We start from the raw sequence: 25,717 nt of genomic DNA, 5'->3' as shown, positions 1-25,717 counted from the left end.
ATGAGCAAAAGTAAAGGCCCAAAATGGATAGCTAAAATTGATTATAAAGTATGTCTAAGAATAAACAAGAAATACTATAGAAAAAAGGATCAGGGTTTACTATTAAAGTTTTTTGTAAACCCATTAACATATTTATCCTTCCTTATTAGAGCTGTGCTCATCTTATTGCGTGGGTTTAATTTTGAATCGAAGTCTCTCCCTTTAAAAAAAGGAATTACATTAAAAGAGAACTTTTTAGAGTTACTTGCTCGGTTTTTCGGATTACGCTTTTTTGTACACCCAAAATATCTTCCAGCTTATTATCATATAGCATTAAAAGACGACCAACTAAATTTCAAGAAATACGACAGTCCCAAAGTTTCAATCATCATCCCAGTACATAATCAATTTTCACACACAATAACTTGTTTAAAGTCTCTAAAAATCAACTTAACAGAAGAAATTCCTTACGAGATTATCGTTGTAAATGATGCATCTTCTGATCAAACTAAAGAAATTTTAGGAGAAGTAAAAGGTCTAAATTTAATTAACAACGATACTAATTTAGGGTTTTTACATTCTTGCCAACGAGGGATAACTTTGGCTTCGAGCCCATATATATGTCTTTTAAATAATGACACTATTATTCTAGACAACTGGTTATCTGAACTTGTAAAAACTATCGAAAGGGATTCATCAATTGGACTTGTAGGCTCTAAATTGATCTATCCTTTTGGGTTACTACAAGAAGCAGGTGGTTTGGTATATAATGATGCCTCGGCATGCAACTTTGGCAATTATGGAGACCCTAATTACTTTGCTTACAATTTTTCTAGAGAAACAGACTATTGCTCTGGAGCTAGCATCCTGTTTAGGAAAGAAGATTTTAATCTCTTAGGAGGATTTGACGAGAGATTTGCTCCTGCCTATTATGAAGACACCGATTTATGTCTTTCTATAAAGAATGTGCTCAATAAAAAAGTAGTTTACCAACCTTTATCATCGCTTGTTCATTTTGAAGGGGCAAGTTCTGGGAAAACAGCAAAAAAAGGCAATATAAAAAGCTATCAAGATATTAACAAAGAAAAGTTTTTTAGTAAATGGAAGGAGGTTCTTAGAAATCACGCATTGCCAAACGACCCTTCTGCCTATCGCAGGTATCTTAAATCGGAAAAAATTGTTGTAATTGACTGGGACTTACCTCTTTTCGATAAAGACTCTGGTTCTTATCGCATGTATCAATTATTAAAAATTTTTAAAGAACTAGATTTACAAATCATATTTATTACCAATAAAGGCGTCCCTCAACAGCCCTATTACGATTTATTGGTTGGAAACGGAATAGAAGTAATAGTAAAATATATAGGACGTCGCAAATTTAGAGAAGACATTATTAGCGCAGCTAAAGACTGTACATATGTTTGGGCCTCAAGACCAGAAAACAACCATAAATATAGTTATATCAAGGATACTAATGAAAAAGCAAAATGGTTCTACGACACCGTAGATCTTCACTACGTTAGGATCCAACGTGATGCTGACTTGACTGGATCTGCCAAAAAAAAGGAGCTAGCAGAGTACTACAAAGCACTAGAGCTGAATCTAGCGAAACTTGCAGATACAACGATCTGTATAACTGATATTGAGCAGACTATGTTGCAAAAAGAAGGAATAAAGAATACTGTAGTCATTCCTAACATACATGAAATTATCTCCACTGTAAAAGATAGCTATTCGTTTTCTGAGAGAAAAGATTTGCTTTTTATAGGAAGTTATGCTCATGAGCCAAATACTGATGCGGTAAAATGGCTTTGTAATGAAATTATGCCTATAGTTTGGGCTCATTTACCACAAATTAAAATACACTTAGTGGGAAGCAATCCGACAGACCAAGTTCTTGCTCTACAAAATCAAAACATCATTGTTCATGGTTATGTTGAGAATCTTGATGAAATTTTTAATTCATGCAGGTTATTCGTTGCCCCACTGAGGTACGGAGCTGGTATGAAAGGAAAAATTGGCCAAGCATTGAGCTATGGGTTACCAATAGTTACTACCGACATAGGCGCCGAAGGAATGAGTCTGGAAAACGAGAAGCATATACTGCTTGCAAATACTAGCCAAACATTCGCAAATGCCATTATTAAGCTGTATCAGTCAGAAACGCTTTGGTACCACTTGCATAATAATGCAGAAGATGCTATAGCTAACTTTTCGCCAGAAAGCGCTAAAAAAGCAATTATCTCTATATTATCTAATCAAAAATAAACTTCTCTTTATATTCCTTCCTTTTTAAAATCCTTAATAGCTTTTTTATAAGACCTAACCAAAAGCCAGAATCCTGATCTTTTTAAAATTGAAATTAAAAGATGTATTGCCCCCAAGCCTTTAATCCGTATAAAATAACTATAAATATATTTCAGATGATTGTTATTCTTTTTTAAGAATTTCCTTTTTAAACTTGGAGTAATTTCTATCTGTCCTCTAACATAATCGTCAATTAGTAGCCTAACTTCATTTTCCGCTTTAATCATCCTCATCCTGTCTTGGCTCATACTCGTTCTATGAACTCTAATTAAACAGTAAGCTTCGGGATGGTGCAAGTAAACTATTTTAAATGAAAAGGCGGCTCTCAACCAAAAGTCCCAATCTTCTAAACTATTTAAATGAGCATTAAACCCTCCAATTGTATTAATCACATTTCGTCTCAATAGAGGCGAATTAACAGGCATTATATTGCCTTCTAATAATAGTTCTATTGTTTCAATCTTATCTGCTTCTTTGGTTAATTTGGGCATCCAACTCACATCAGTTAGGTTAATATTGCTAAATCGTTGCTCTCCCTTCTGGTCTTTAAAATAAAATGGATCGACATAACATATCGCTATTTCAGTGTTTTTTTCAAGATATTCAACTTGTATTTGTATTTTCTTAGGCGAAAGAGCATCATCTGCATCTAAGAACTGTACATAATAACCAGATGATTTTTCTATACCAAAATTTCTAGCAGCTGAAAGACCTTTGTTTTCTTGAAAAAAATATTGTACCCTTTGGTCTCTTTCAATAAAAGCTAAAACTACATCCTTAGTATTATCTGTAGAACCGTCATCTATTACTATAATTTCTAAATTATGGTAACTCTGAGCAATTACATTTTCTAGGGTTTGTCCAATAAATTTTCCGTAATTATAGCAAGGTATAATAATTGAGACTAACATCTGATTCAAAAACTTTTATTAATATATAAGTTAGTAAATTTATACGTTTATTTGTAAACAATATGAAAATTGTAAGGTTTTTGGGCGGTCTAGGAAATCAAATGTTTCAATATGCTTTCTATAAAAGTTTAGAACATAAAAATATACGTGCCTATGTAGATCTTTCTCATTTTGAGAATTACAACCGACATAACGGCTATGAACTATCACGAATTTTTGGAATACAAATTAGACAAGCTCCAAAGCTCATCTTAGAATTATTGAAGCCAGAGCAAAAAAAATGGGTTTATAGGAAAGCACGGAGAATTCTAGGCTTGAGAAAAAGCTATCAAGAAGAAAAAAGAGAGTTTTCTTATGACCCAAATGTTTATTCTAAGGGAAATAACTACTTGTGGGGATACTGGCAAAATGAAACCTATTTCCTAAACATTAGAGAGAATCTTTTAAACGATTTTAATTTTCCTAACCTTGAAAACAAAAAAAATAAAAACACTTTAAACAGCATAATAAATAATGCTAGTATTAGCGTGCACGTGAGAAGGGGTGATTACCTAAAAGACCACAATCTAGGAGAAATATGTACTTCCGAATATTACCGTTTGGCGATAGCCTACATAAAGAATAAAGTAGAAAACCCAAAGTTCTTTATTTTTTCTGACGATATATCATGGTGCAGAAATCATCTCTTTAAAGATGAGGATGTGACATTTATAGATTGGAATACTGGTTCAAACAGTTATATTGATATGTACTTAATGAGTAATTGCAAGCATAACATTATTGCAAACAGTTCTTTTAGCTGGTGGGGCGCTTGGCTTAATAATAACCCATCAAAAATCGTAATAAGCCCATCAATATGGATAAAAAATTCTGAGCTTACTCTTTCATTAAAAGAATGGATAAAACTATAAAAATACCAGAAGTATCGGTGTTTATCGCAGCCTTTAACGCAGAAAACTATATTGAAGAAGCAATTAATAGCCTTCTTGAACAAACCTTCACTGATTTTGAAATAATTATTGTCAACGACGGTTCAACAGATCGAACCAGCAGCGTAATACAAAAATTTTCTGATAACAGAATCCGTTATTACGAAAACGAACAAAATATGGGCTTAGTGTTTACCCGTAATAGGTTAAAAACGCTTGCTAAGGGCAAATACCTAGCTGTATTAGATAGTGACGACATTGCTCATGTTGATAGAATTAAATTGCAATATGAGTATCTATCCGCAAACCCTCATGTTGTTTTATGCGGAGGTCACGGTCGCCAAATCGACGAAAATGGTAAGTTCGAGGGCAAAATGATTGAAGTAATAACTGGGAAGGATTTGGGTCCCTATATGATATTGAATAATCCATTTATAAACTCCTCAACAATGTTTAGGCATGATGCCTTTATGGCCATTGGAGGATATAAAGATTTTCCGCTAGCCGAAGATTATGATTGTTTTGTAAGGATGTCAGAAAAAGGAGTGGTCACTAACTTAGATGATGTTCTAGTTGATTACCGCATTCATAACACAAATACAACTAAGATATATGCTGATAATTTAATTACTTACCAAAAAAAGGTAATTGCATATATACTGTCTTCCCTTGGGCTTAAGGGAATAGACACCAAAACAGATTTGTATTATGAGATTTTTTCTAATCAGTTATCACATTTCCATTTGGAATCCTATCATCAATTATTAGGTGAAATTAAATTAGCTAATGATAGAATTGGAAAATATAACAAACAAGAATTTAAAGGTATCTTACACCGATTATGGTACGCTATCGTTATGAATCAAAATATTAAAACAAATGCGCTAAAAATCTTTATTACATCCGAAGTTTTTAATTTAAAATCTTTTACATCTAAACAATTTAGAAAAGTATTTAAAAAATCGGTAAAACACATTTTTAATTATGCTTAAAAAAATAACACGCTTTTTTAAATACATAAAATCGCCATCAAGACCTTTTCTAAATCAGTTTGACATTTTAAAAGAACAAGAAAGGGCTACACTCAAGAGATTTCATTTAAATAAAGTTGATTTATACCCTTGCCTAGAAGATGCTACAGCTAATACTGGTTTTGATAGGCATTATGTTTATCACCCTGCTTGGGCTACGAGAATAATTAAATCCTACAACCCAGTCAGACACATTGACATATCCTCTACTTTGCATTTCTGCTCTATCTTATCTGCTTTCATCCCAGTTGATTTTTATGATTATAGGCCAGCAAACCTTTCATTGTCAAATTTAAATTCATTATCTGGAAACTTGTTAGACCTGCCTTTTAAGGATAAGAGCATTACATCTATTTCATGCATGCACACTGTTGAACATATTGGTCTGGGAAGATATTCTGACCCCCTAGATTATGATGGGGATTTAAAAGCTATAGCCGAACTTAAACGAGTTTTAGCAGAGGGAGGAAATTTATTATTTGTTGTTCCATTAGGAAGAGAAAGTAAAATAATGTTTAATGCACATCGCATATACACTAAAGAAAGTGTATTATCCTTGTTTTCCAACTTAACCCTTAAAGAATTTGCTCTTATTCCAGAAGATGAAGAAGATGGGGGGCTAGTGGTAAACCCCGACGAAGCTTTATTGAACAAGCAAATTTATGGCTGTGGTTGTTTTTGGTTTAAAAGATAGCAGACAAAAAAGGAGCGAATATTCGCTCCTTTTCTATATCAAATAAGTTAAAGTTACAACTTGCGTTTAACCTCTACTTGTTCGTAAGCTTCTACAATATCGCCTACTTCAATGTTATTAAAGTTTTGGATATTTAAACCACATTCGTAGCCTTTAGAAACTTCTTTCACATCGTCTTTAAAGCGTTTTAACGAAGCCAGTTCGCCTGTGTAGATTACCACGCCATCACGTATAATACGGATCTTGCTGTTTCTAGAGATTTTACCGTCTAACACCATACAGCCTGCAATGGTACCCACTTTAGAAATTTTGAAAGTCTCTCTAATCTCAACGTTAGCCACAATCTTCTCTTCAAATTCTGGCGCCAACATACCTTCCATCGCAGTTTTAATCTCGTTAATGGCGTCGTAAATGATAGAGTACAAACGGATATCGATTTGCTCTTGCTCTGCCAACTTACGTGCTCCAGTTGATGGGCGCACTTGGAAACCAACAATAATCGCATCAGAAGCTGAAGCCAACAATACATCACTTTCAGAAATTTGACCTACCGCTTTACTAATCACGTTGATTTGTATCTCAGGCGTAGAAAGTTTCAATAACGAATCTGCTAACGCTTCAATAGAACCATCTACGTCACCTTTAATGATTAAGTTCAGTTCTTTAAAGTTTCCAATAGCTAAACGACGACCAATTTCGGCCAATGTAATGTGTTTCTGGGTACGCAATCCCTGCTCACGCATTAACTGCAAACGCTTATTGGCAATATCTCTTGCTTCGTTCTCACTTTCTAAAGCATTAAACCTATCTCCAGAGGTTGGTGCCCCCTGCATACCCAATACCTGTACTGGTACAGATGGGCCTGCTTCGTTTACCTTAGCACCACGCTCATTAAATAATGCCTTTACTCTACCGCTGTAGCTACCCGCTAAAATTGGATCTCCAACTCTTAACGTACCACCTTGTACCAAAACCGTAGTTACAATACCACGCCCTTTGTCAAGTGTTGCTTCAATTACAGTACCTGTAGCCCTCTTATTCGGATTAGCTTTTAATTCTAATAATTCAGCTTCTAGCAATACTTTATCCAATAGTAAGTCAACGTTTAAGCCGCTCTTACCCGAAATTTCTTGAGATTGATATTTACCGCCCCAATCTTCTACCAAAATATTCATGACAGATAGTTGTTCGCGTATTCTATCAGAATTTGCACCTGGTTTATCTATTTTGGTGAAAGCAAATACTAAAGGCACGCCCGCAGCTTGTGCGTGGTTAATTGCCTCTTTAGTTTGTGGCATCACCGCATCGTCAGATGCAATTACGATAATGGCAATATCAGCAACTTTAGCACCACGAGCACGCATTGCCGTAAAAGCTTCGTGACCCGGCGTATCTAAAAACGTAATTTCTTTTCCTGCACTGGTAGTTACCTTGTAAGCACCAATGTGCTGTGTAATACCGCCAGCCTCTCCAGCTACCACATTTGCCTTACGAATATAATCTAGCAATGAAGTTTTACCATGATCCACGTGCCCCATAATGGTTACCACCGGAACTCTTGGACTTAAGTCTTCTTCTGCGTCCTCTTCTTCAATGTTAATGTCTTCTTCTTCGTCTGGTTTTACGAATTGTATTTCATAGCCAAACTCATCAGCAACAATTGTTAAAGTTTCTGCATCTAAACGTTGGTTAATCGACACGAACATGCCCAAGCTCATACAAGTTCCAATAATTTTGGTTACCGGTACGTCTATCATGTTTGCCAATTCGTTAGCCGTAACAAATTCTGTTACTTTTAACACCTTTGATTGTAATTCTTCCTCTAATGCCGCCTCTTCTGCCGAAAGTGCTACATCATCACGCTTTTGACGGCGAAGTTTAGCTCGCTGAGCAAATTTACCAGATTTACCGGCGCCGCTTAAACGAGCAAGCGTTGCCTTAATTTGGTCTTGGATTTCTTTCTCAGTTGGTTCCTCTTTTGGAGTGTTGCCACCTGCATTATTTCTATTACCCTGATAACCTGGGCGATTATTATTTCTATTTCCTTGATAACCACCTTGACCTCCCGGACGGTTGTTGTTACCTTGATAAGGTTGTCTTTGGCCACCACCTTGTTGGTTAGTACCAGGCGTACCAGTACCTTGTCCTTGTTGCTGTCCGCCAGCACCAGGAGCTCCAGGCGTTTTTTTACGCTTGCGTTTACGCCTAGCTGCTTCGCTATCGCTCGATGAGGCAACCGGTTGGTTTCTTCTATCTGGCGTAGTTGGAAGTTCTATTTTACCAATAATATTTGGCCCCGACAATTTAACCGAACGAGCTTTAATAACCTCGTCTTCAGGTTTTTTCTCAACCACCGGTTTCTCTGCCACAGGTGTAGGTTTATTTTCTACAGGCTTAGCCACTACCTCTACTGGCGGCTTACTCGCTGCTGGTTTTTCTTCAACCTTAGTAGGCACTACGGGCTTTTCTGGAGCTTTTGGTGCTGCCTCTACCGGCGGCTCTTCTTTTGCTACAGGAGCTGGCGCAGGAGCTTCCTCTTTTTTACTTGGTCTGGTTTTGGGGTTTAAATCATTAAGATTGATTTTACCCACCACTTTAACACCAGGCAAAGCCGATTCCTCAAAAGGCTCAGCAGGTGCAACTTCAGGTGCTTTCGGCGCTTCTTTTACTACTTCTGCTGGCTTTTCGGCCACAGGTTTTTCTACCGGTGGGGTGTACTGATGAAGATTTTTGATCAACACGCCTTCACCCTCAAACTCTTGGGTTTTCTTAGGAGCTTCGGGAGCTTTTTCAGTTGTTACTTCAGGTTCATCACGACGAATTTTGCCAATAACAATTTGGTTAGCCTCTTCTTTAACTATTTTATCTCCTTGAAACTCTCTAGATAAAGCATTGTACATCTCCCCAGAAAGCTTGGTATTAGGCTTATTATCCACAGCATAGCCCTTCTTAGCAAGGAATTCTACCGCGGTAGCCAATCCTATGTTAAGCTCTTTTGCTGCTTTTAACAACATTATGGTTTTGTCGTCTGACATTGATTATCCTGTTTTTTCTAATTAATACAAAAGTAACGTTTATTCTGATTTAATTCAAGTTTCTACCTTTTATTCAAATTCCGACTGTAGAATAGCAACTACCTCTTTAATGGTTTCTTCTTCTAAATCGGTACGTTTTACCAACTCATCTACAGAAAGCGACAATACGCTTTTTGCCGTATCTAAACCAATTGCCTTCAACTCATCAATAATCCAGCTATCAATTTCGTCTGAGAATTCTTCTAAATCAACGTCTTCATCTTCTTCGCCCGCCTCACGGTAAACATCTATTTCGTAGCCGGTTAATTTACCTGCCAACTTAATGTTATGCCCACCACGACCAATGGCTAACGACACTTGGTCTGGTTTAAGGTAAACCGCCGCACGCTTTGTCTCGTCATCTAATTTAATAGAAGTAATTTTTGCCGGACTTAAAGCACGCTGGATATATAATGAAATGTTGTTTGTAAAGTTAATCACATCAATATTTTCATTTTTTAGCTCTCTTACGATACCATGAATACGAGAACCTTTCATACCCACACAAGCCCCTACCGGATCTATTCTGTCATCGTAAGATTCTACAGCTACTTTAGCACGTTCTCCTGGTTCGCGAACAATTTTCTTGATGGTGATTAAACCGTCGAATATTTCCGGAACCTCAATTTCGAACAAGCGCTGTAAAAATTCTGGTGCTACCCTAGAAATAATAATTTTAGGTGTAGCATTAACCATATCTACTTTTGAGATTACCGCTTTTACCGAATCTCCTTTTTTGAAATAATCGGCAGGAATTTGCTCTGTTTTAGGCATCAACAACTCATTACCTTCGTCGTCTAGCACTAGCGTTTCTTTTTTCCAAACCTGGTAAACTTCTCCAGTAACAATTTCGCCAACCCTGTCTTTATATTTTTTAAAGATCTCGTCTTTCTCTAACTCTAATACCTTAGAAACCAGCGTTTGGCGGGCTGCTAAAATTGCTCTACGGCCAAAACTTTCTAAGGTAATTTGCTCTATGTAATCATCACCCACCTCTAAATCGGCATCGTACTGGTGTACTTCTGCTAATTCAATCTCCAAATCATCATCTTCAGAGAAACCGTCTTCCATTACTTTTCTGGTTCTCCAAATCTCCAAATCTCCATTATCTGGATTCACAATCACATCGCAGTTTTCATCTGTTCCGTATTTTTTACGCAACATACTACGAAACACCTCTTCTAATACACTAATTACCGTAGGGCGATCGATGTTCTTAAAGTCTTTGAATTCTTGAAAAGAATCAATTAAATTAATGTTGTTCATTTTTACTTAAATGAAATTAAAACCTTTGTTTCTATTATATCGTTTAAAGCAATTTGGTTACTTACCAAAATTGCTTTTTTTCCTTTTTCTTTAACTTGTTCCTCTATCGTAATAGAGGTTTCGCCTGCTTCCAACAACTTTCCTTCTTTCTTATCGCCATTGGTTAGTTTTACAGCTATTGTTCTGCCTATATTTTTTACATATTGCCTAGGTAGCTGTAAAGGTTCGCCAACACCCGGCGACGATACTTCTAGATTATAAGCCGTTGCAATGGCGTTCTCTTCCTCTAAATGGAAACCCACATGCCTGCTAATGCCCACACAGTCTTGTATGCTAATGCCTTGATCTCCATCTACGTGAACAATAAGCTTGTTGTTGGGCAACATCTTTACATCAACCAAAAACAGCTCCGGTCTATCTGCAATTTTCACTTCTACCAGTTCTCTAACTCTCTTTTCTAGCTGCATAGTATAAATTATTGCTAAATAAAAAGAGGGGACACACGCCCCCCCTTTTCTTGTTTTGCTCTGCAAAGGTACAAAAACATTTTTATTAAACAAATAATACCGCTTAAAGTGAATGCTTTAGAAGTTAAACCGAGCGCCCAAAGAAACATCCAAGCGAGCCCTGCTTTCTTTGTTGTTCTTATCTAGCTCTTGGGTAATAGAGCTACTACTACTAGAATAAGTAATTTTGTTTAAGGTGATTAACTCTTCATTATCTGTAATGTTAATGCTGTTATTTTTAATTAGCATTGGAGACCCCCAATAGCTGAATTCATGTCCCATATAGTATCTCCCACAGGGAAACTTGAACTAGGAATAGCTTGGGGAGCAGTATTTAACAAGTTAGGAGAAGGAGCTGGATAGCTATAGATTGTTCCATTGCCACTGCCCACATGATAAATCCATGCCACATCTGCAGTACTGTTTGTGCTTATGCCAAAAGCGGCACGAGTTGGATAATAAGGAATATTTGAACCATTAAAAGGATGTGTTTAACGATTTGATGTTAACAGCGCTAATCGTTTTATTAAACATACTTAAACTGTATGACGTATTTGTACCAAAAAAGCCTCCATTCATACAAACGTATTTTGCCGCCACCTCGTCTCTATAAAAATCACTTACCTTTTTATTGGTTGCAGCAGCCACAGGCTTTAACTCAATAAGTTTTGGGTCAAAAACAACGCTGTACATTAATGCCGATTTTCCATTAATAGGTTTGTTGTTAAGAAAAACTTGGATCCCTGTAGGAAAGCCTTTCATTAAATGCACTGCTTTTTTCCAATTGGTAGGCAGTACGGTTAATGCAGCAGAGTCTGCTGGTTTTTTTTCTGGCTCAGGTTTGTATTCTCTCTTTTCTGTTTTACCACAGGCAGATAATGCTAAACTTATAGCAAGCACCTGAAGGCTAAGTAATATTTTTTTCATTCAGTTTAGAGTTAGTAGGTTTGGTAAATATAAACACTTTTTTAAAAAAATTAATAACTGGTGTATATTTTTTAATTTTTTTGCTCTTTAAACCGCTAAAACACAAGAAAAAAAGCTTCTTATTAGGTTAAATCAGATATTGTCTTAATTTTGATTTTTAAAATATATTAATAACATGACGTTTTTCACCGAATTGAATAATGAAGGCACCTCTGGGGTTGCTTATAAAAACCTTACGCTAAAGAAAGCAATAATTGTTTATTTCAGTAAAAATGGCAACTGCACAATCGCAGACTTATGTACCGAATTAGGATTGAGTACTCCAAAAATTAATAATATATTAAATGAATTAATTGCCGAAGGCTTGGTGAAAGATTATGGGAAACTGCAATCAAGAGGAGGCAGAAAGCCAAATATTTATGGTTTGGTAACAGAATCTGGTTACTTTTTGGGTATAGATGTTAAAAATTCTCACCTTAATATTGGCTTAACCGATTTGCAGAAAAACTTGGTGCATGTTAAATCTAATATTCCATATAGTTTAACCAACAACAAAGAATCGTTAGACGAGCTTTGCGAACTTATTAATGGCTTTATAAAAGAAAGCCCCATTAAAAGGGACAAAATATTGGGTGCTGGCATAAATCTTTCTGGCCGAATTAATTATTCTACAGGCTACAGTTACAATTTTTTTCATTTTAACGAAGAGCCTCTTAGTCGAGTAATTGAAAGAAATATTGGATTGCGAATTTTCCTAGAAAACGATTCGAGGGCAATGGCATTCGGCGAGTTTTCTGCAGGGGTGGTTAAAGAAGAAGAAAACGTACTCTTTTTAAATATGGACTACGGCATGGGCGTAGGGATTATGATCAACAGTCAGCTTTATTACGGTAAATCTGGTTTTGCTGGAGAGTTTGGCCATATCCCATTTTTTAATAACGAAATTATCTGTAGTTGTGGCAAAAAGGGCTGCTTAGAAACAGAGGTTTCTGGATGGGCCTTAGTAAGAAACTTTAAAGCAAAACTCGCCGAAGGTTCTTCTTCCATTTTATCGAACATGCCTGTGGAAGACATCAAATTGAACGACATTATTGAAGCTTCGATTAAAGACGATGTTTTGGCTATTGAGCTGGTGGCAGAAGTAGGAGAAAAGCTGGGCAAGGGAATTGCGGTACTCATTAACATTTTCAACCCAGAAATGGTAATTCTTGGCGGGAGCTTAGCAGAAACTGGCGAATATATCCGTTTACCAATAAAAAGCGCTTTAAATAAGTACTCTTTAAGCTTGGTAAATAACGACACGCAATTAAAAATGTCGAAATTGGGCGAAAAAGCCGGTGTAATCGGTGCCTGCCTATTGGTAAGGAACCGATTATTAGGCTTAGTTTAAGCTGTTAAATAGCGCTAAAATTAGGAGTATCCGAACTAAAGTTGTTATTGATGAGAGTGCCCCGTTAAAGAGAATCGGGCTCCTTGTCAGCAATTCTAAAAACTTAATTTCCGAATACTCCTAGTTATTATAAATCTACAGGAACAAATACCAGCGGCGTTGGCAAACAAGATGCGCCTGGAGGCGAATAGGTTAACTTAATGGTTTGTTCCTCGCCATTTCCAGTTGGGGCTTTGCATTTACTTTTAAAAAAGAGACTTCCGATTATTTTAAAATAACCGCACCTTTAGCTTCAAAAACAATTTCTTTTTTAGGCTTTGTTATTTTTGCAATTTCTTCTTCAGATTTTTTAGCATCTTTAGCGTAATGCTGTAAATCTTCCACAGAAGTTATCTTTCTTTCGGCAAAGCCATCTATTACCACTTTTGTTCCTGGCGCCATATCTTTCGGCATAAAAAAACCATAGTCTTTAAATTTAACCATCATGGTTTCTTTGTCAGAAATTTTAATGTTCATGAAGCAGCCCTTTTTCTTGCATACGCTAACCACTTCGCCTTCTACTTTCATGTCGGCTTTCTTGGCCTTTCCTAATTGCGCTTCTACTTTTGTTGCCGGAATGATGTTCCCTTGTTTAACACCTTCGCCAAACGCTTGACCTTCTACGTTATCTTGCGCAAAAGCTAAAGTTGCCATAGCGCAAAAAGCTAAACTTAAAATTATTTTTTTCATTATTTTTTATTTTATCTAGTTAAGATTGAGATACAAAGATATTTAAAAGCTTTAAATAAAAGCATTTCTTAATTTACCCAAACAACGCCGAAAACACCTCTTCAATTTTTGCCACCGTTATTAGTTCTATTTTAAACTTGTCTTTGTTTATTCCTTTTAGGTTGTAGCTAGAGATAAATATTTTTTCAAACCCCAGTTTCTCTGCTTCTAAAATACGTTGTTCTATCCTGTTTACCGCTCTAATTTCGCCCGATAACCCCACTTCTGCGGCAAAGCAGATTTTAGAAGATACAGAGATATCCTCGTGCGAGGAAATAATTGCCGCAATAATGGACAAGTCGATGGCGGGATCTTCTACCTTAATACCACCTGCAATATTTAGAAAGACATCTTTTGCACTTAACCTAAAACCACATCTTTTCTCCAATACGGCCAATAGCATGTTCATTCGCTTGGTATCAAAGCCAGTTGCCGACCGTTGTGGTGTACCATAGGCCGAAATACTCACCAGCGCTTGTGTTTCTATGAGCATTGGCCTGGCGCCCTCAATAGTTGCTCCTATCGTAATGCCGCTTAGTTCTTCGTCTCGTTGTGAGAGCAATACTTCCGAAGGATTGGAAACCTCCCTTAACCCGTTGCCATGCATGGCGTAAATGCCCAGTTCAGCCGCAGCACCAAATCTGTTTTTAATGGAACGCAAAATACGATAGATATGATGCCTGTCGCCTTCAAACTGCAAGACGGTATCTACCATGTGTTCCAAAATTTTAGGCCCGGCAATAGCCCCATCTTTGGTAATGTGGCCAATTAAAAACACAGGGGTAGCGGTTTCTTTAGCAAAGCGAAGCAATTCGGCTGTACACTCACGAACTTGCGAAACACTTCCGGGCGTAGATTCTATGTGTGCCGAATGTAAGGTCTGTATCGAATCTACTATCAGAATTTCTGGTTCTAGCTGTTCTAGTTGTTTAAATATATTTTGGGTGGAGGTTTCTGTAAGTATAAAGCAATTGGCCTGTGGCGTTTTGGTAATGCGTTCGGCACGCATTTTTATTTGCTGTTCACTTTCCTCTCCCGAAACGTATAAAACACGTTTTTGCTTAATATTGAGAGCCAATTGCAACATTAACGTAGATTTACCAATGCCCGGTTCGCCACCAATTAATGTTACCGACCCTGGCACCAAACCACCGCCTAAAACTCGGTCTAATTCGGCATCGCCAGTTAACAGCCTATCTTCTGTTACACTTTGTATTTCTTCTAGCTTGCTAGGTTTATTTACCCTTTGTGTTCCGCCAACGGTTGTTTTCCAAACTGCCGCGTTTGCCGCCGATGGTTTTTCTATTACTTCTTCTACAAAGGTATTCCACTGGTTGCATGAAGGGCATTTGCCCAACCACTTAGCCGACTCGTAGCCACAGCTTTGACAGAAATATGCTGATTTGATTTTAGCCAATTGATTTTAGATTTTACGAATTACGAATTTAGATTTAATTGACTGGAAATGCTAGTGCTGTTCAAACAAAAAAGTCCCGATTTGCATCGGGACTTTAAATACTTAAAGTTTTATTTCTTCGTCTTTTGACGATAAAAAGTGAAACTCGGTTAAATGGTAAGAAGATACTTCTTTAACCTTTACCCATTGCCCAAATTTAAAGAACCATTTCCATTGTAAAGAAATCAATCCTTTTTTAATAAAGGCAGCTATGTAAGGGTGCACACATAGCGTAATACCTTTTTCGTTCTGCTCACGCAGAATATAGGTCAAATTGCTTTCAATGTCGTCCATTAAAACAATACTAGCTTTAATTTCACCGGTTCCATCGCAGGTAGGGCATTTTTCTACCGTTACAATGTTCATCTCGGGGCGTACCCTTTGACGGGTTATTTGTACCAATCCAAATTTACTAGGAGGCAGAATGGTATGTTTAGCCCTGTCTAAAAGCATCAGCTCTTTCAGGTAATCAAACAACACTTTTCTGTTGGCAGGCTTGTGCATGTCAATAAAATCGATAACCACAATACCGCCCATATCTCTTAGCCTTAATTGGCGGGCAATTTCTTTTGCTGCTTCTTTATTAACTTGCAGCGCATTTTCTTCTTGGTTTTCTTTGCTAGCAGTTCTATTGCCACTATTTACGTCTATAACGTGCAAAGCTTCGGTGTGTTCTACCACTAAGTAGGCACCTCCGGCCAAGTTTACGGTTTTTCCAAAACCGTTTTTAATTTGCTTTTCGACCCCAAAATGGTCAAAAATAGGTTCTTTGTGCTTGTAATGTTTTACAATTCGCTCCATTTCTGGAGAAATTTCGTGCACGTAAGAACGAATGTCTTCAAATAATGTTTGGTCGTTTACATATACATTAGCGAAATCGGTATTTAAAATATCGCGGATAAGCGTTGATGTCCTATCCATTTCGCCCCAAACACGCTTAGCAGGTTCTGTTTCTGGCAGCTTTTTCATAAAGCTCTCCCATTTAGAAATAGAATCGAGTAAGTCTTTTTGTAATTCGGCAACGCCTTTTCCCTCAGAAACTGTTCTAATGATTACTCCAAAATTTTTAGGCTTAATACTTTCAATAATCTTTTTTAAACGATTACGTTCGGTATTGCTCTTTATCTTTTTAGAGATGGAGATAACATTAGAAAAAGGAACCAGTACAGTGTATCTTCCTGCTATGGAAAGATCTGAACTTAACCTGGGGCCTTTAGTAGAAATGGGTTCTTTGGCAATTTGTACAGGTACCAATAAGTTCTTGCTTACAACTTCCGATATTTTACCGGCTTTGTTGATGTCTGCTTCTAACTTAAAGTTATCCAATAAAGTGCCTGGTGTGCCGTTACGTCTAATCTTCGTTAGCTTTATCAGAGATTGAACTTGTGGGCCTAAATCAAAGTAATGCAGAAATGCATCTTTTTCGTAACCAACATCTACAAATGCAGCATTTAGGCCAGGCATAATCTTTTTAATGCGGCCTAAATAAATATCGCCTACAGCGTAGTTGTTGTTAACGTGCTCTTTGTGAAGCTCAACAAGTTGTTTGTCTTCTATTAAAGCTATGGTTACTCCCGTGGGAGTAGAATCTATAATTAATTCTTTTACCAAAGCTACAGATTTTAAGGCTTTTACACCTTATTAACACATGGACCAAAAAACTTAGAATCCAAAAGTAAATACCTAAAAAAGTATTTACTTTTAGCCATAACACTTAAAAATTATTTTTTCTTGTGTCTGTTTTTTCTTAAACGTTTTTTGCGTTTGTGGGTAGCCATTTTATGTCTTTTTCTTTTTTTACCGCTTGGCATAATTTTAAATTTTTAAATGTTGTATTAATTCTTTTATTTTTTCAACTCAGCCACCTTTTTATCTATGAAACTAGATAACGTTGGGTTGGCTGCAAGTTTTTTACTTTGTAAGTAGGCGTTAATAGCTTCTGGGTTTTTGCCAAGGTTTTCGTAGGCCGTGGCTAAATAAAAATAAGTATCGGGCGTAGCTTTGATGTTTTTTATGATATTTTCAAAGCGGATAATAGCCTTATCAAATTGCCCAGATTTTATGGCAAACAAACCTAAGTTCATATTGGCCTTAAAGTTTTTTGGGTCATTTTTTACCACATCCAACAACATGGTAATACCTGCCATTGGTGCTCCTGCGCCATTAACCATGGTAATTCCCATCCCTGTTTTAGCATCTAAATCTGTAGAATCTATAGCTATGGCATTGGTATAAGACACATTTGCTTTTTGTAGCATTACTGCTTTCGAAAGGCTGTCTTGCGTATTGTCAAAAGCTTTTAAGAACCTAGCACCTGCATTTACCCAGTTTACTAAAGAAGGTTGGCCATTGGCCACTTCTTCTAGGTACAGCGCACTCGGAATAGCTTGCTCTAAATCATCCCACTTTTGGGCCAAAACTTTTGCTTGGCTAATTTTGTTTTCGCCCTCTGCTTTTTGATAGGCAGTTTCTAAAGAAGTAAATTCTTTAGCGGCAGCGTTGCTGACTAGGTTTTTTGCAGTTGCCGAGGCTTCTGTTAAGCTTACACCTGGAGTTTGTGTTTCTTCTGGCATAACTGCCGCAGCCTCTTCTTTAGGCTTTACCAATCCTTTAATATCTTGGCTAAACAAAAAGCCCACAAGCAATACAATGCTTGCAACAATTACAATCTGTGTGGTGCGAGGGCTTTTCATTTAAAAAATATTTAAGATTCTGCTTTAGCTTTTTTAGTGCTGTTTTTTACTTTGTCAACAAATACTTTAGCTGGTTTAAAGCTAGGCACAAAGTGCTCTGGAATAATAATGGCAGTATTTTTAGAGATATTTCTTGCAGTTTTTTGAGCTCTTTTTTTCACTACGAAACTGCCAAAACCTCTTACATATACATTTTCACCTGCAATCATGTTGTTCTTGATTACTTTGAAAAACGCCTCTACTGTTTCTTGAACGTCAACTTTCTCAATCCCTGTCTTTGTTGATATTTCAGCAATGATGTCTGCCTTAGTCATACTTCTAAAAATTAATTAATTATTGTGTGTGTATTTTAATATTACCTCTGTTTTGGGGTTGCAAAAGTATTGCTTTTTAATGAGATAGGAAAATAAAAGATGATTTATTTGGTACAAGCTAATCTTAGTGACGTAAGTTTTACACTTTGGTGCCATTTTGTTGTACTTTTGTTACAATGTCATTTCAGTCTGAAATTGTGGCTTGGTACCACAAAAATAAAAGAGATTTGCCTTGGAGAGGCACAACCGATCCTTATGTTATTTGGCTTTCAGAAATTATCTTACAACAAACAAGAGTAGAGCAGGGCTTGCCATATTTTTTAAGGTTTTTAGAAAATTTCCCTAATGTAGAAGCGTTTGCCAATGCAACAGAAGAAAAAGTACTGAAACTATGGCAGGGTTTGGGCTACTATTCTCGTGGGCGCAACATGCTATATACCGCTAAACATATCATGGCGCACTTTAATGGCCGCTTCCCCACGGTGTACCAAGACCTGATAAAGTTAAAGGGGGTTGGAGCGTACACGGCTGCCGCCATCGCATCATTTTCCAGTAACGAAAAAAAAGCGGTAGTAGATGGCAATGTTTACCGGGTTTTAGCAAGATATTTTGGAATAAAAGAACCTATTAATACCAGTACAGGGCAAAAAATGTTTGCGCTCTTGGCTCAAGAACTCATCACAGACCAACAATCGAGCTTATACAACCAAGCGATAATGGAGTTTGGGGCGCTACACTGCAAACCCAAATTGCCAAAATGCGGCGAATGCCCTTTACGCTTAAGCTGCGAGGCGTTTAAAAACGACCAGGTGGAAACCCTGCCTTTAAAATTAAAAAAGCTAAAGATTAAAAAAAGATGGTTTAACTATTTTGTAGGCATTACCGATAGCCATATTTTAACTAGGCAGCGCAAACCGGGCGATATTTGGCAGCATCTCTATGATTTTCCACTAATAGAAATGGAAGCAGAACATACCGAAACAAACGTAGCATTTTTAGAAAGAGTTGCAGAAATATTTGGTAAAGGTGCACATATTAGGCATTTAGAAAGCAAAAAACATCTTTTAACACACCAAATAATATATGTTAATTTTTTTGCAATAGATAATTATATTATTAACTTTAATCAATCTGCCGAAGTTAAATCGGTTAAAATTAAAGCTTTTAAACAATTACCTCATCCCAAAATTATAGGGGATTTTATTGAAAAACATATAGACTAATCAAATATATTTATGTCAGGTATTAACAAAGTAATCTTAGTGGGTCATTTAGGAAAAGATCCCGAAGTTAGACATTTAGAAGGTGGTGTTACCGTAGCAAGCTTTCCTTTGGCTACATCAGAAACATTTAACAAAGACGGAAAAAGAGTAGAGCAAACCGAATGGCACAATATTGTACTGTGGAGGGGCTTGGCCGAAGTAGCCTCAAAGTACCTTCAAAAAGGCAAATTGGTTTACATAGAAGGTAAATTAAGAACTCGCTCTTTTGAGGATAAAGAGAAAGTTAAAAAGTATGTGACCGAGATAGTGGCCGAAAATTTTACAATGTTGGGCAGAAAGAGCGATTTTGAACCTGCACAGGTTAATGGCAATACTGCTAATAAAATAGAAGACGATTTTTCTACCTCTATTGATGAAACTGGAGATTTGCCTTTTTAGCTTATCATAAAACTAACTTACTTATACAAAAATGCCCCGAGCACTAACTGTTCGGGGCATTTTTGTACCAATAGCTAAGCTTACTCTACCGTAACAGATTTTGCCAAGTTTCTAGGCTGATCTACATTGCATCCTCTCATTACCGCAATATGGTACGATAAAAGTTGCAATGGAATAGTGGCCAGCAAAGGTAAAAACGCTTCGCTAGCATCCGGTATTTCGATATAGTAATCTGCCATTTTTTTCACTTCGGTATCGCCTTCGGTTACAATGGCAATTACTTGCCCCTTTCTGGCTTTTACTTCTTGTATATTACTAATTACTTTCTCGTAAGACGAGTTTTTGGTAGCAATAAAAACCACTGGCATCTCTTCATCAATTAAAGCAATAGGGCCATGTTTCATTTCGGCTGCCGGATAACCTTCGGCATGAATATAAGAGATCTCTTTTAATTTCAATGCACCTTCTAATGCCACAGGAAAACCACTACCCCTGCCTAAGAACAGGCAGTTCCTTGCGTCCTTAAACTTCGCAGAAATTTCTTTAATTAACTTGTCTGATTGAAGGGCCACCTGTATCTTGTCAGGAATGCAATCTAACTCTGTAAGCAGTTCTCTTAATGTAGAATTGCTTAAAGTGCCCTTTTGTTGTGCCATGTAAAAAGCCATTAGCGTAAGTACCGTTACTTGAGCGGTAAATGCCTTGGTAGATGCTACGCCAATTTCTGGACCAGCATGGGTATAAACGCCAGCATGAGATATACGCGGAATAGAAGCACCAACCACGTTACAAACACCAAAAATAGTAGCGCCTTTTTCTTTGGCCATTTCAATAGCGGCCATGGTATCGGCAGTTTCTCCAGATTGCGAAATAGCAATTACCACGTCTTTTTCTGTAATAATTGGATTTCTGTACCTAAACTCCGAGGCGTATTCTACTTCTACAGGAATACGGGCATACTCCTCAATTAAATACTCGCCCACCAAACCCGCATGCCAAGAAGTGCCACAGGCAACAATAATAATCCTATCAATGTTTTTAAGTTTATCTGCGAACTCTTTAATTCCGCCCAACTGCACCTTTCCCTCTTCTGGGTAAATGCGGCCCCTCATACAGTCGCGAATTGAACGTGGTTGCTCGTAAATCTCTTTTAGCATGAAATGTTCATAGCCTCCCTTTTCCAGCATTTCTAGCTTAAGCTCTAATTCTTGCACATAAGGTGTTTGCACTACATTATCTAAACGCTTTACCTCAAGTTCATCGCGTTTTAAAAAGGCAATTTCATTATCGTTTAAGTAAATTACATTTTTGGTGTACTCTACAATTGGTGTAGCGTCTGAAGCGATAAAATACTCTCCTTCACCCACGCCAATTACCATTGGGCTGCCTTTTCTTGCGGCAATTAGCTGGTTTGGATTTTCTTCGTCCATAATTACAATGGCGTAGGCCCCTGTTACTTCATTTAGTGCTAAACGCACCGCTTCCGTTAGTTGAATGTTATTGTTTTGGTAGATGTCTTCGATCAGGTGAATTAACACCTCGGTATCGGTATCGCTATTAAAAGAGTGGCCTCTCGAGATCAGCTCTTCTTTTAGTGTTGCGTAGTTCTCAATAATGCCGTTATGGATAATGCTCAGGTTTCCTTTTTGAGAAGTGTGAGGGTGCGAATTTCTATCAGAAGGGGCTCCATGAGTAGCCCAGCGGGTATGCCCCATACCAATTGTACCCGAAAGGTTCTTGCCTGCGGCAAAGTCTTCCAGCTCTTTCACCTTCCCGGCCTTCTTATAAATATTCAAATTTTCGTTATCAATAAGTGCAATTCCAGCACTATCATAACCTCTATATTCGAGTCTTTTTAGCCCCTTTAAAACAATAGGCCAAGCTTCTCTATAGCCAATATAACCAACAATTCCACACATAATATTTGGTGTTTAAAAATAAAAATCGCCCTAAAGTATTTTTTTAGGGCGATTTAATCAAACGTTTGCGTAAAATTTTTGCTATTTTATTTTTGTATAGTAAATATTGAGCTTTAGCAAGTTATCTGTAGCTGCGGGGTTCTTCTTGAAGCTGCCGATTACTGCCCGATAAGCCGTACCAAACGAAGGCGAAAGTTCAAAGGCAGCAGCAGGCGTAACGGCTAGATAGGTTCCGTAATTTTCGGTCTTACCATCTAACAAATCCTGCAAATAAGCTGTAATCGAAAAAACGTACCTTTTGTTTACAGCGTCGAAATAACCGCCAAATGTTGCCGAGTTTGCACGCGGGTCGCCGGCAGTAGTATAACCATCACCAGCATCATTGTCTGGCACGTTTTTACGTTGGTCGGCAATATCGTACCTGTATAGCGCTAAACGCGGAGCTGCCTTAAAAGGGGCAACATCGGTTCCTGTACTTAAATCAACAACAAGCTCTGCTTTGTTAATTACCATTTTACCTACTTCGGCTTTCATTTTCTGTAAATACGGAAATGAAAGCTTAGTTCTTAAACCGCCCAATGGTTTTAAATAAGTAGTAGCAAACTGTGTATTGGTGGTATTGCTAAGTTGCGCTTGCACATCTGTAGAATAAGTATTGGTTACGCTGGCGGCTACTGCAGCAACGCTATTGGCAATCGGAAAATTAACCGAAACTGTATCTATTGCTGTGGTTGTAGTTGCATTTTGCTTTCTATAATAGAGCATTATGCCCGAGTTGGCTGAGCTACCAAAGTTAAAGAACATTAAGCCGCCATTGCCCATTGCTGCTTGCGAAGTTGGTCTAATTTGAACATGTAAGCCCTTAAAAGCATTTTGAAAATAAGAATTATATTTTAATGATGCAGCGCCCAACCCTACAATATTATCTGTAATAAAGATATTGTCTAATTTAAGGCGTAGCTGCGGCGTAACGCTCTTCAAAGTATCTAGGGCGCCGGTAACGATATCGGTTATTTTAAAAGGCGTACTAGGGAAAACCTTGCCCGTGTAATTAGCCAAAAGTGTATTTTCGATAGGGTAAGTTTTAGAACTTAGGTACGAACTTTCTTTTGTCAGGTTATTGGTGAGCTGATGCACATCAATAGTATAGTTCACCGTACTATCGCCATAAAATTCGCCACCGAAGTTAAGTACTAGAACTGCCGAATCTAAAACAGCATTGGTACCAAAATCATAAGCATCGTTAGGTAAATTTACCGATAAAGCCAAACTAGCCCCTGTGGTTCCCAATAAAGGGTCGTTAATAAAGCCCAAAGGATACCTGGTTAAATTATTAGTGGCTGCCGCATCGTCCTTAACTGTTCTCGAAAAAACGGTAGCCGTATCAATCAAATTTCCTTCTATGGCACTGCCAGGATCTATTTCTAGCCCAATGGTAGAAGTTTTTTCACATGAAGCGAAAAGAAAAAGACTTATCAACAAGGTCAATAAGTCTAATTTTAAAAATCTCATATTTAAATTAAATAAGCTTTTATTTTATGCTATAGAAACCAATTCATCACTCGTAACTTCTTCATAAAACGAATAGAAGTTGTCGTAATTTTCGGTTAAATTAAAGGCTAAAGTTGGTTTATTAGAATCTTTAACAAATTTTAACACCGCATCATCAACCTTTTCATCTGCAAAAACCACCGCGTCAGAATGTGTTATAGCACCAATATGTAAGCTACTGCAATCGCCTTCGGCAAAAGCCTTAGTGTCATCGGCGGTCATGTGGTTCATGATCGCTTTTTTATGAAAGTCTGCACTTAATTTTTCGTCAAAGCAGTTTTCGTAAACCGAATAAATCACTTTTGAATTCTTAAACGTTGGGTCGTTTTTGTAAGTCGTTTTTACATAAGCAGGCACTAAAGCAGTCATCCAGCCATGGCAATGTACCACATCAGGCGACCAGCCTAGTTTTTTCACTGTTTCTAAAGCTCCTTTACAGAAAAAGATCGTTCTTTCGTCGTTATCTGCATAAAACTTGTTTTCTTTGTCCCTAAACACGTACTTTCTTTGGAAATAATCTTCATTATCCAAGAAATACACTTGCATACGAGCCGCTGGTATAGACGCCACTTTGATGATTAAAGGGTTGTCATTTTCATCAATAATGATGTTCATACCTGATAATCGGATTACCTCGTGCAACCTATTTCTTCTTTCATTAATGTTACCGAACTTAGGCATCAAGATACGGATTTCGAATCCTTTTTCTTGCATGGCCTGTGGTAGTTGGCGTGTAATTTCAGAAATTTTAGTGAGTTCGAGGAAAGGCGACATCTCATGGGTAATAATCAGTAGCTTCGTTTTTGCCATCTCCATATATTATTAAATTACTGTTAATTTAAAGATTATCAAGGGGCAAAGGTACGGAAAATATTAACATTTATCAATATCTTGCTGTTGTGGCTTTGTAAGTAGCGCAGAAATGTACAATTTTGCACCCTCAAAACAACACAAGATATTGGAAGTTATAGCTACCACTACCGAGCTTGAAAACTCGTTAATGCCTTTAAGGGCAAAAGGATTAAAAATTGCCCTAGTACCTACCATGGGGGCTTTGCACCATGGCCACCTATCGCTTATTGCAGCGGCACAAAAACAGGCAGATGTTGTAGTGTGCAGCATATTTGTAAACCCAACCCAATTTACAGACCCTAAAGATTTAGAAAAATACCCCCGTCCCTTGGAACACGATATAAAGATGCTGGCCGAAGCTGGCTGCAACTTTGTTTTTATGCCAACGGTAGAAGAAATGTATCCTTCTTATCCTGAACCCGAAAATTGGAAAATTAATTTGGGCAATGCAGAGTTTGTATTAGAAGGCGAGTTTAGGAAAGGACATTACCAAGGCGTAACCCAAATTGTGTTTAAGTTGTTCAATGCAGTTAAACCAAATGTGGCCTTTTTTGGGCAAAAAGATTTTCAGCAGGTACTAATGATTAAAAACATGGTGGCTGTCCTAAATCTCGATGTACAGATTGTTACTTGTCCTATTATTAGGGAAGAGGATGGTTTGGCCATGAGTTCTAGAAACATCCACCTTAGTGAAGAAGATAGGGAAAACTCGCTTGTTTTAAGTAAAGCCTTGTTTTTTATAGCAGAAAACTACCATCGCTACTCGCTTGAGGATTTACTGACAACAGCTAAGCAAATTATTAACAATGTACCTGGAGTGGCCTTAGATTATTTAACCATAGCTAACGGCGATACACTTTTACCCATTACCACTAAAACAGGCCATAACACGGTTGCTTTAATTGCGGCCAAAGTTGGAGAAACAAGGTTAATCGACAATGTAATTATTAATTGGATTGTCGGGTAAATGTAGCCTTATGCCTTCCCTCTTTTTACCTTCAACCTTAATTACTAACTTTGCAGCATGATTATCGAGATATTAAAATCGAAAATACACCGTGTAAAGGTTACCCAAGCAGAACTAAATTACGTTGGTAGTATTACTATTGACGAAGATTTGCTAGACGCGGCCAACATTATCCCTAACGAAAAGGTGCAGATTGTTAACAACAACAATGGCGAACGTTTTGAGACCTATGCCATTAAAGGCGAAAGAGGCACCGGAACTGTTTGCTTAAATGGCGCTACCGCTAGAAAAGTGCAGGTAGGCGACATTTTAATCATTATGTCTTATGGTTCTTTGCCTATAGAAGAAGCCAAAAAATATCAGCCAATTTTAGTTTTTCCAGACGACAACAATAGACTACTGAAATAAATTCAGCCAAGTTACTTTCTACTTGTTTTTCTGTGAACAAGCGGATTTTCTATTGCAGAATTTTACTATGTTTGCATAGTATTATTAAAAAATAATACCTTTGTCTTACCAAAT

General features: G+C 37.4%; 23 protein-coding genes. 9 read left to right on the top strand and 14 right to left on the bottom strand.

Translation table 11 applies throughout. From position 1 onward, the window contains the following. Complete coding sequence (locus tag B3I52_RS10290) at positions 1-2,247, top strand: glycosyltransferase (RefSeq protein ID WP_293300984.1); 2,247 nt, start codon at positions 1-3, stop codon at positions 2,245-2,247. 8 nt (positions 2,248-2,255) lie between these two features. Here the strand turns inward: B3I52_RS10290 and B3I52_RS10285 are convergent, their stop codons facing one another. Continuing rightward, positions 2,256-3,197 carry a glycosyltransferase family 2 protein gene (locus B3I52_RS10285; RefSeq protein ID WP_293300982.1) on the bottom strand — a complete coding sequence of 314 codons (942 nt, stop codon included), beginning with the start codon at positions 3,195-3,197 and terminating at the stop codon, positions 2,256-2,258. Positions 3,198-3,259: 62 nt separating this feature from the next. Here B3I52_RS10285 and B3I52_RS10280 point away from each other — a divergent pair, with 62 nt between their 5' ends. Genes B3I52_RS10280 through B3I52_RS10270 form a run of 3 tightly spaced genes read left to right on the top strand, consistent with a single transcriptional unit; the run spans position 3,260 to position 5,851 of the window. Continuing rightward, complete coding sequence (locus tag B3I52_RS10280) at positions 3,260-4,108, top strand: alpha-1,2-fucosyltransferase (RefSeq protein WP_293300980.1); 849 nt, start codon at positions 3,260-3,262, stop codon at positions 4,106-4,108. Next, positions 4,093-5,118: a glycosyltransferase family 2 protein gene (locus B3I52_RS10275; protein ID WP_293300979.1), complete on the top strand. Its 1,026-nt coding sequence runs from the start codon at positions 4,093-4,095 to the stop codon at positions 5,116-5,118. The genes B3I52_RS10280 and B3I52_RS10275 overlap by 16 nt, the downstream gene beginning before the upstream one ends. Continuing rightward, positions 5,111-5,851 (top strand): DUF268 domain-containing protein, encoded by a 741-nt coding sequence (locus B3I52_RS10270; RefSeq protein WP_293300978.1) that lies wholly within the window; start codon positions 5,111-5,113, stop codon positions 5,849-5,851. Before B3I52_RS10275 ends, B3I52_RS10270 begins: the two co-directional genes overlap by 8 nt. A gap of 53 nt (positions 5,852-5,904) precedes the next feature. Here B3I52_RS10270 and infB read toward each other — a convergent pair whose 3' ends face one another. The 5 genes from infB to B3I52_RS10245 form a co-directional block, all read right to left on the bottom strand. Then, the gene (gene infB, locus B3I52_RS10265; RefSeq protein WP_293300976.1) at positions 5,905-8,886 is read right to left on the bottom strand and encodes a translation initiation factor IF-2; all 2,982 of its coding nucleotides are present in this window, start codon (positions 8,884-8,886) and stop codon (positions 5,905-5,907) included. Positions 8,887-8,955: 69 nt separating this feature from the next. Next, a complete protein-coding gene (nusA, locus tag B3I52_RS10260; RefSeq protein ID WP_293300974.1) occupies positions 8,956-10,191 on the bottom strand; it encodes a transcription termination factor NusA in 1,236 nt (411 codons plus the stop codon). Positions 10,192-10,193: 2 nt separating this feature from the next. After that, on the bottom strand, positions 10,194-10,658 hold the full coding sequence (rimP, locus tag B3I52_RS10255; RefSeq protein WP_293300972.1) for a ribosome assembly cofactor RimP: 465 nt from the start codon (positions 10,656-10,658) through the stop codon (positions 10,194-10,196). Positions 10,659-10,775: 117 nt separating this feature from the next. Next, positions 10,776-10,979 (bottom strand): hypothetical protein, encoded by a 204-nt coding sequence (locus tag B3I52_RS10250; RefSeq protein WP_293300970.1) that lies wholly within the window; start codon positions 10,977-10,979, stop codon positions 10,776-10,778. A gap of 195 nt (positions 10,980-11,174) precedes the next feature. Beyond that, on the bottom strand, positions 11,175-11,624 hold the full coding sequence (locus B3I52_RS10245) for a hypothetical protein (RefSeq protein WP_293300968.1): 450 nt from the start codon (positions 11,622-11,624) through the stop codon (positions 11,175-11,177). Between the two features lie 175 nt (positions 11,625-11,799). Between B3I52_RS10245 and B3I52_RS10240 the strand changes: the two genes are divergently transcribed. Next, on the top strand, positions 11,800-13,014 hold the full coding sequence (locus B3I52_RS10240) for an ROK family transcriptional regulator (protein ID WP_293300967.1): 1,215 nt from the start codon (positions 11,800-11,802) through the stop codon (positions 13,012-13,014). Positions 13,015-13,278: 264 nt separating this feature from the next. Here B3I52_RS10240 and B3I52_RS10235 read toward each other — a convergent pair whose 3' ends face one another. The 5 genes from B3I52_RS10235 to B3I52_RS10215 all read right to left on the bottom strand — a co-directional run bounded on the left by B3I52_RS10235 (position 13,279) and on the right by B3I52_RS10215 (position 18,245). After that, positions 13,279-13,743, bottom strand: coding sequence for a DUF4920 domain-containing protein (locus B3I52_RS10235; protein WP_293300965.1), 465 nt, complete (start codon positions 13,741-13,743; stop codon positions 13,279-13,281). A gap of 73 nt (positions 13,744-13,816) precedes the next feature. Beyond that, a complete protein-coding gene (gene radA / locus B3I52_RS10230) occupies positions 13,817-15,199 on the bottom strand; it encodes a DNA repair protein RadA (RefSeq protein WP_293300963.1) in 1,383 nt (460 codons plus the stop codon). Positions 15,200-15,301: 102 nt separating this feature from the next. Beyond that, complete coding sequence (locus B3I52_RS10225) at positions 15,302-16,849, bottom strand: Rne/Rng family ribonuclease (protein ID WP_293300962.1); 1,548 nt, start codon at positions 16,847-16,849, stop codon at positions 15,302-15,304. Between the two features lie 233 nt (positions 16,850-17,082). Then, complete coding sequence (locus tag B3I52_RS10220; RefSeq protein ID WP_293300960.1) at positions 17,083-17,931, bottom strand: tetratricopeptide repeat protein; 849 nt, start codon at positions 17,929-17,931, stop codon at positions 17,083-17,085. 11 nt (positions 17,932-17,942) lie between these two features. After that, the gene (locus B3I52_RS10215) at positions 17,943-18,245 is read right to left on the bottom strand and encodes an HU family DNA-binding protein (protein ID WP_293300958.1); all 303 of its coding nucleotides are present in this window, start codon (positions 18,243-18,245) and stop codon (positions 17,943-17,945) included. 176 nt (positions 18,246-18,421) lie between these two features. On the opposite strand from B3I52_RS10215, the gene mutY reads away from it, so the two are divergent. Together mutY and B3I52_RS10205 are read left to right on the top strand one after the other, a co-directional pair. Next, positions 18,422-19,468, top strand: coding sequence for an A/G-specific adenine glycosylase (gene mutY / locus B3I52_RS10210; RefSeq protein WP_293300956.1), 1,047 nt, complete (start codon positions 18,422-18,424; stop codon positions 19,466-19,468). Positions 19,469-19,480: 12 nt separating this feature from the next. Continuing rightward, positions 19,481-19,906, top strand: coding sequence for a single-stranded DNA-binding protein (locus B3I52_RS10205; protein WP_293300955.1), 426 nt, complete (start codon positions 19,481-19,483; stop codon positions 19,904-19,906). Positions 19,907-19,986: 80 nt separating this feature from the next. Here the strand turns inward: B3I52_RS10205 and glmS are convergent, their stop codons facing one another. The 3 genes from glmS to B3I52_RS10190 form a co-directional block, all read right to left on the bottom strand. Beyond that, positions 19,987-21,825 (bottom strand): glutamine--fructose-6-phosphate transaminase (isomerizing), encoded by a 1,839-nt coding sequence (glmS, locus tag B3I52_RS10200; protein ID WP_293300953.1) that lies wholly within the window; start codon positions 21,823-21,825, stop codon positions 19,987-19,989. Positions 21,826-21,906: 81 nt separating this feature from the next. Further along, positions 21,907-23,337 (bottom strand): DUF4270 domain-containing protein, encoded by a 1,431-nt coding sequence (locus B3I52_RS10195; RefSeq protein WP_293300951.1) that lies wholly within the window; start codon positions 23,335-23,337, stop codon positions 21,907-21,909. Between the two features lie 24 nt (positions 23,338-23,361). Further along, positions 23,362-24,186, bottom strand: a complete 825-nt coding sequence (locus B3I52_RS10190) for a glycogen/starch synthase (protein ID WP_293300949.1) — start codon at positions 24,184-24,186, stop codon at positions 23,362-23,364. 112 nt (positions 24,187-24,298) lie between these two features. On the opposite strand from B3I52_RS10190, the gene panC reads away from it, so the two are divergent. Further along, positions 24,299-25,195, top strand: coding sequence for a pantoate--beta-alanine ligase (gene panC / locus B3I52_RS10185; protein WP_293300948.1), 897 nt, complete (start codon positions 24,299-24,301; stop codon positions 25,193-25,195). A 57-nt stretch (positions 25,196-25,252) separates the two neighbouring features. After that, positions 25,253-25,603, top strand: coding sequence for an aspartate 1-decarboxylase (gene panD, locus B3I52_RS10180; protein WP_293300946.1), 351 nt, complete (start codon positions 25,253-25,255; stop codon positions 25,601-25,603). Positions 25,604-25,717 lie beyond the last annotated feature (114 nt).

Origin of the sequence: Pedobacter sp. UBA4863, assembly GCF_002399615.1 — a bacterium.
Taxonomy (GTDB): domain Bacteria; phylum Bacteroidota; class Bacteroidia; order Sphingobacteriales; family Sphingobacteriaceae; genus Pedobacter.
The sequence above is the reverse complement of the archived record's forward strand: the minus strand, read 5'-3'. Positions and strand labels throughout refer to the sequence as shown.

Bases quoted from the DNA above. Each gene is read 5' to 3' on its own strand.
- B3I52_RS10290 (WP_293300984.1), top strand. From the start codon at position 1: ATGAGCAAAAGTAAAGGCCCAAAATGGATAGCTAAAATTGATTATAAA.
- B3I52_RS10285 (WP_293300982.1), bottom strand. From the start codon at position 3,197: ATGTTAGTCTCAATTATTATACCTTGCTATAATTACGGAAAATTTATT.
- B3I52_RS10280 (WP_293300980.1), top strand. From the start codon at position 3,260: ATGAAAATTGTAAGGTTTTTGGGCGGTCTAGGAAATCAAATGTTTCAA.
- B3I52_RS10275 (WP_293300979.1), top strand. From the start codon at position 4,093: ATGGATAAAACTATAAAAATACCAGAAGTATCGGTGTTTATCGCAGCC.
- B3I52_RS10270 (WP_293300978.1), top strand. From the start codon at position 5,111: ATGCTTAAAAAAATAACACGCTTTTTTAAATACATAAAATCGCCATCA.
- infB (WP_293300976.1), bottom strand. From the start codon at position 8,886: ATGTCAGACGACAAAACCATAATGTTGTTAAAAGCAGCAAAAGAGCTT.
- nusA (WP_293300974.1), bottom strand. From the start codon at position 10,191: ATGAACAACATTAATTTAATTGATTCTTTTCAAGAATTCAAAGACTTT.
- rimP (WP_293300972.1), bottom strand. From the start codon at position 10,658: ATGCAGCTAGAAAAGAGAGTTAGAGAACTGGTAGAAGTGAAAATTGCA.
- B3I52_RS10250 (WP_293300970.1), bottom strand. From the start codon at position 10,979: ATGGGACATGAATTCAGCTATTGGGGGTCTCCAATGCTAATTAAAAAT.
- B3I52_RS10245 (WP_293300968.1), bottom strand. From the start codon at position 11,624: ATGAAAAAAATATTACTTAGCCTTCAGGTGCTTGCTATAAGTTTAGCA.
- B3I52_RS10240 (WP_293300967.1), top strand. From the start codon at position 11,800: ATGACGTTTTTCACCGAATTGAATAATGAAGGCACCTCTGGGGTTGCT.
- B3I52_RS10235 (WP_293300965.1), bottom strand. From the start codon at position 13,743: ATGAAAAAAATAATTTTAAGTTTAGCTTTTTGCGCTATGGCAACTTTA.
- B3I52_RS10220 (WP_293300960.1), bottom strand. From the start codon at position 17,931: ATGAAAAGCCCTCGCACCACACAGATTGTAATTGTTGCAAGCATTGTA.
- B3I52_RS10215 (WP_293300958.1), bottom strand. From the start codon at position 18,245: ATGACTAAGGCAGACATCATTGCTGAAATATCAACAAAGACAGGGATT.
- mutY (WP_293300956.1), top strand. From the start codon at position 18,422: ATGTCATTTCAGTCTGAAATTGTGGCTTGGTACCACAAAAATAAAAGA.
- B3I52_RS10205 (WP_293300955.1), top strand. From the start codon at position 19,481: ATGTCAGGTATTAACAAAGTAATCTTAGTGGGTCATTTAGGAAAAGAT.
- glmS (WP_293300953.1), bottom strand. From the start codon at position 21,825: ATGTGTGGAATTGTTGGTTATATTGGCTATAGAGAAGCTTGGCCTATT.
- B3I52_RS10195 (WP_293300951.1), bottom strand. From the start codon at position 23,337: ATGAGATTTTTAAAATTAGACTTATTGACCTTGTTGATAAGTCTTTTT.
- B3I52_RS10190 (WP_293300949.1), bottom strand. From the start codon at position 24,186: ATGGCAAAAACGAAGCTACTGATTATTACCCATGAGATGTCGCCTTTC.
- panC (WP_293300948.1), top strand. From the start codon at position 24,299: ATGTACAATTTTGCACCCTCAAAACAACACAAGATATTGGAAGTTATA.
- panD (WP_293300946.1), top strand. From the start codon at position 25,253: ATGATTATCGAGATATTAAAATCGAAAATACACCGTGTAAAGGTTACC.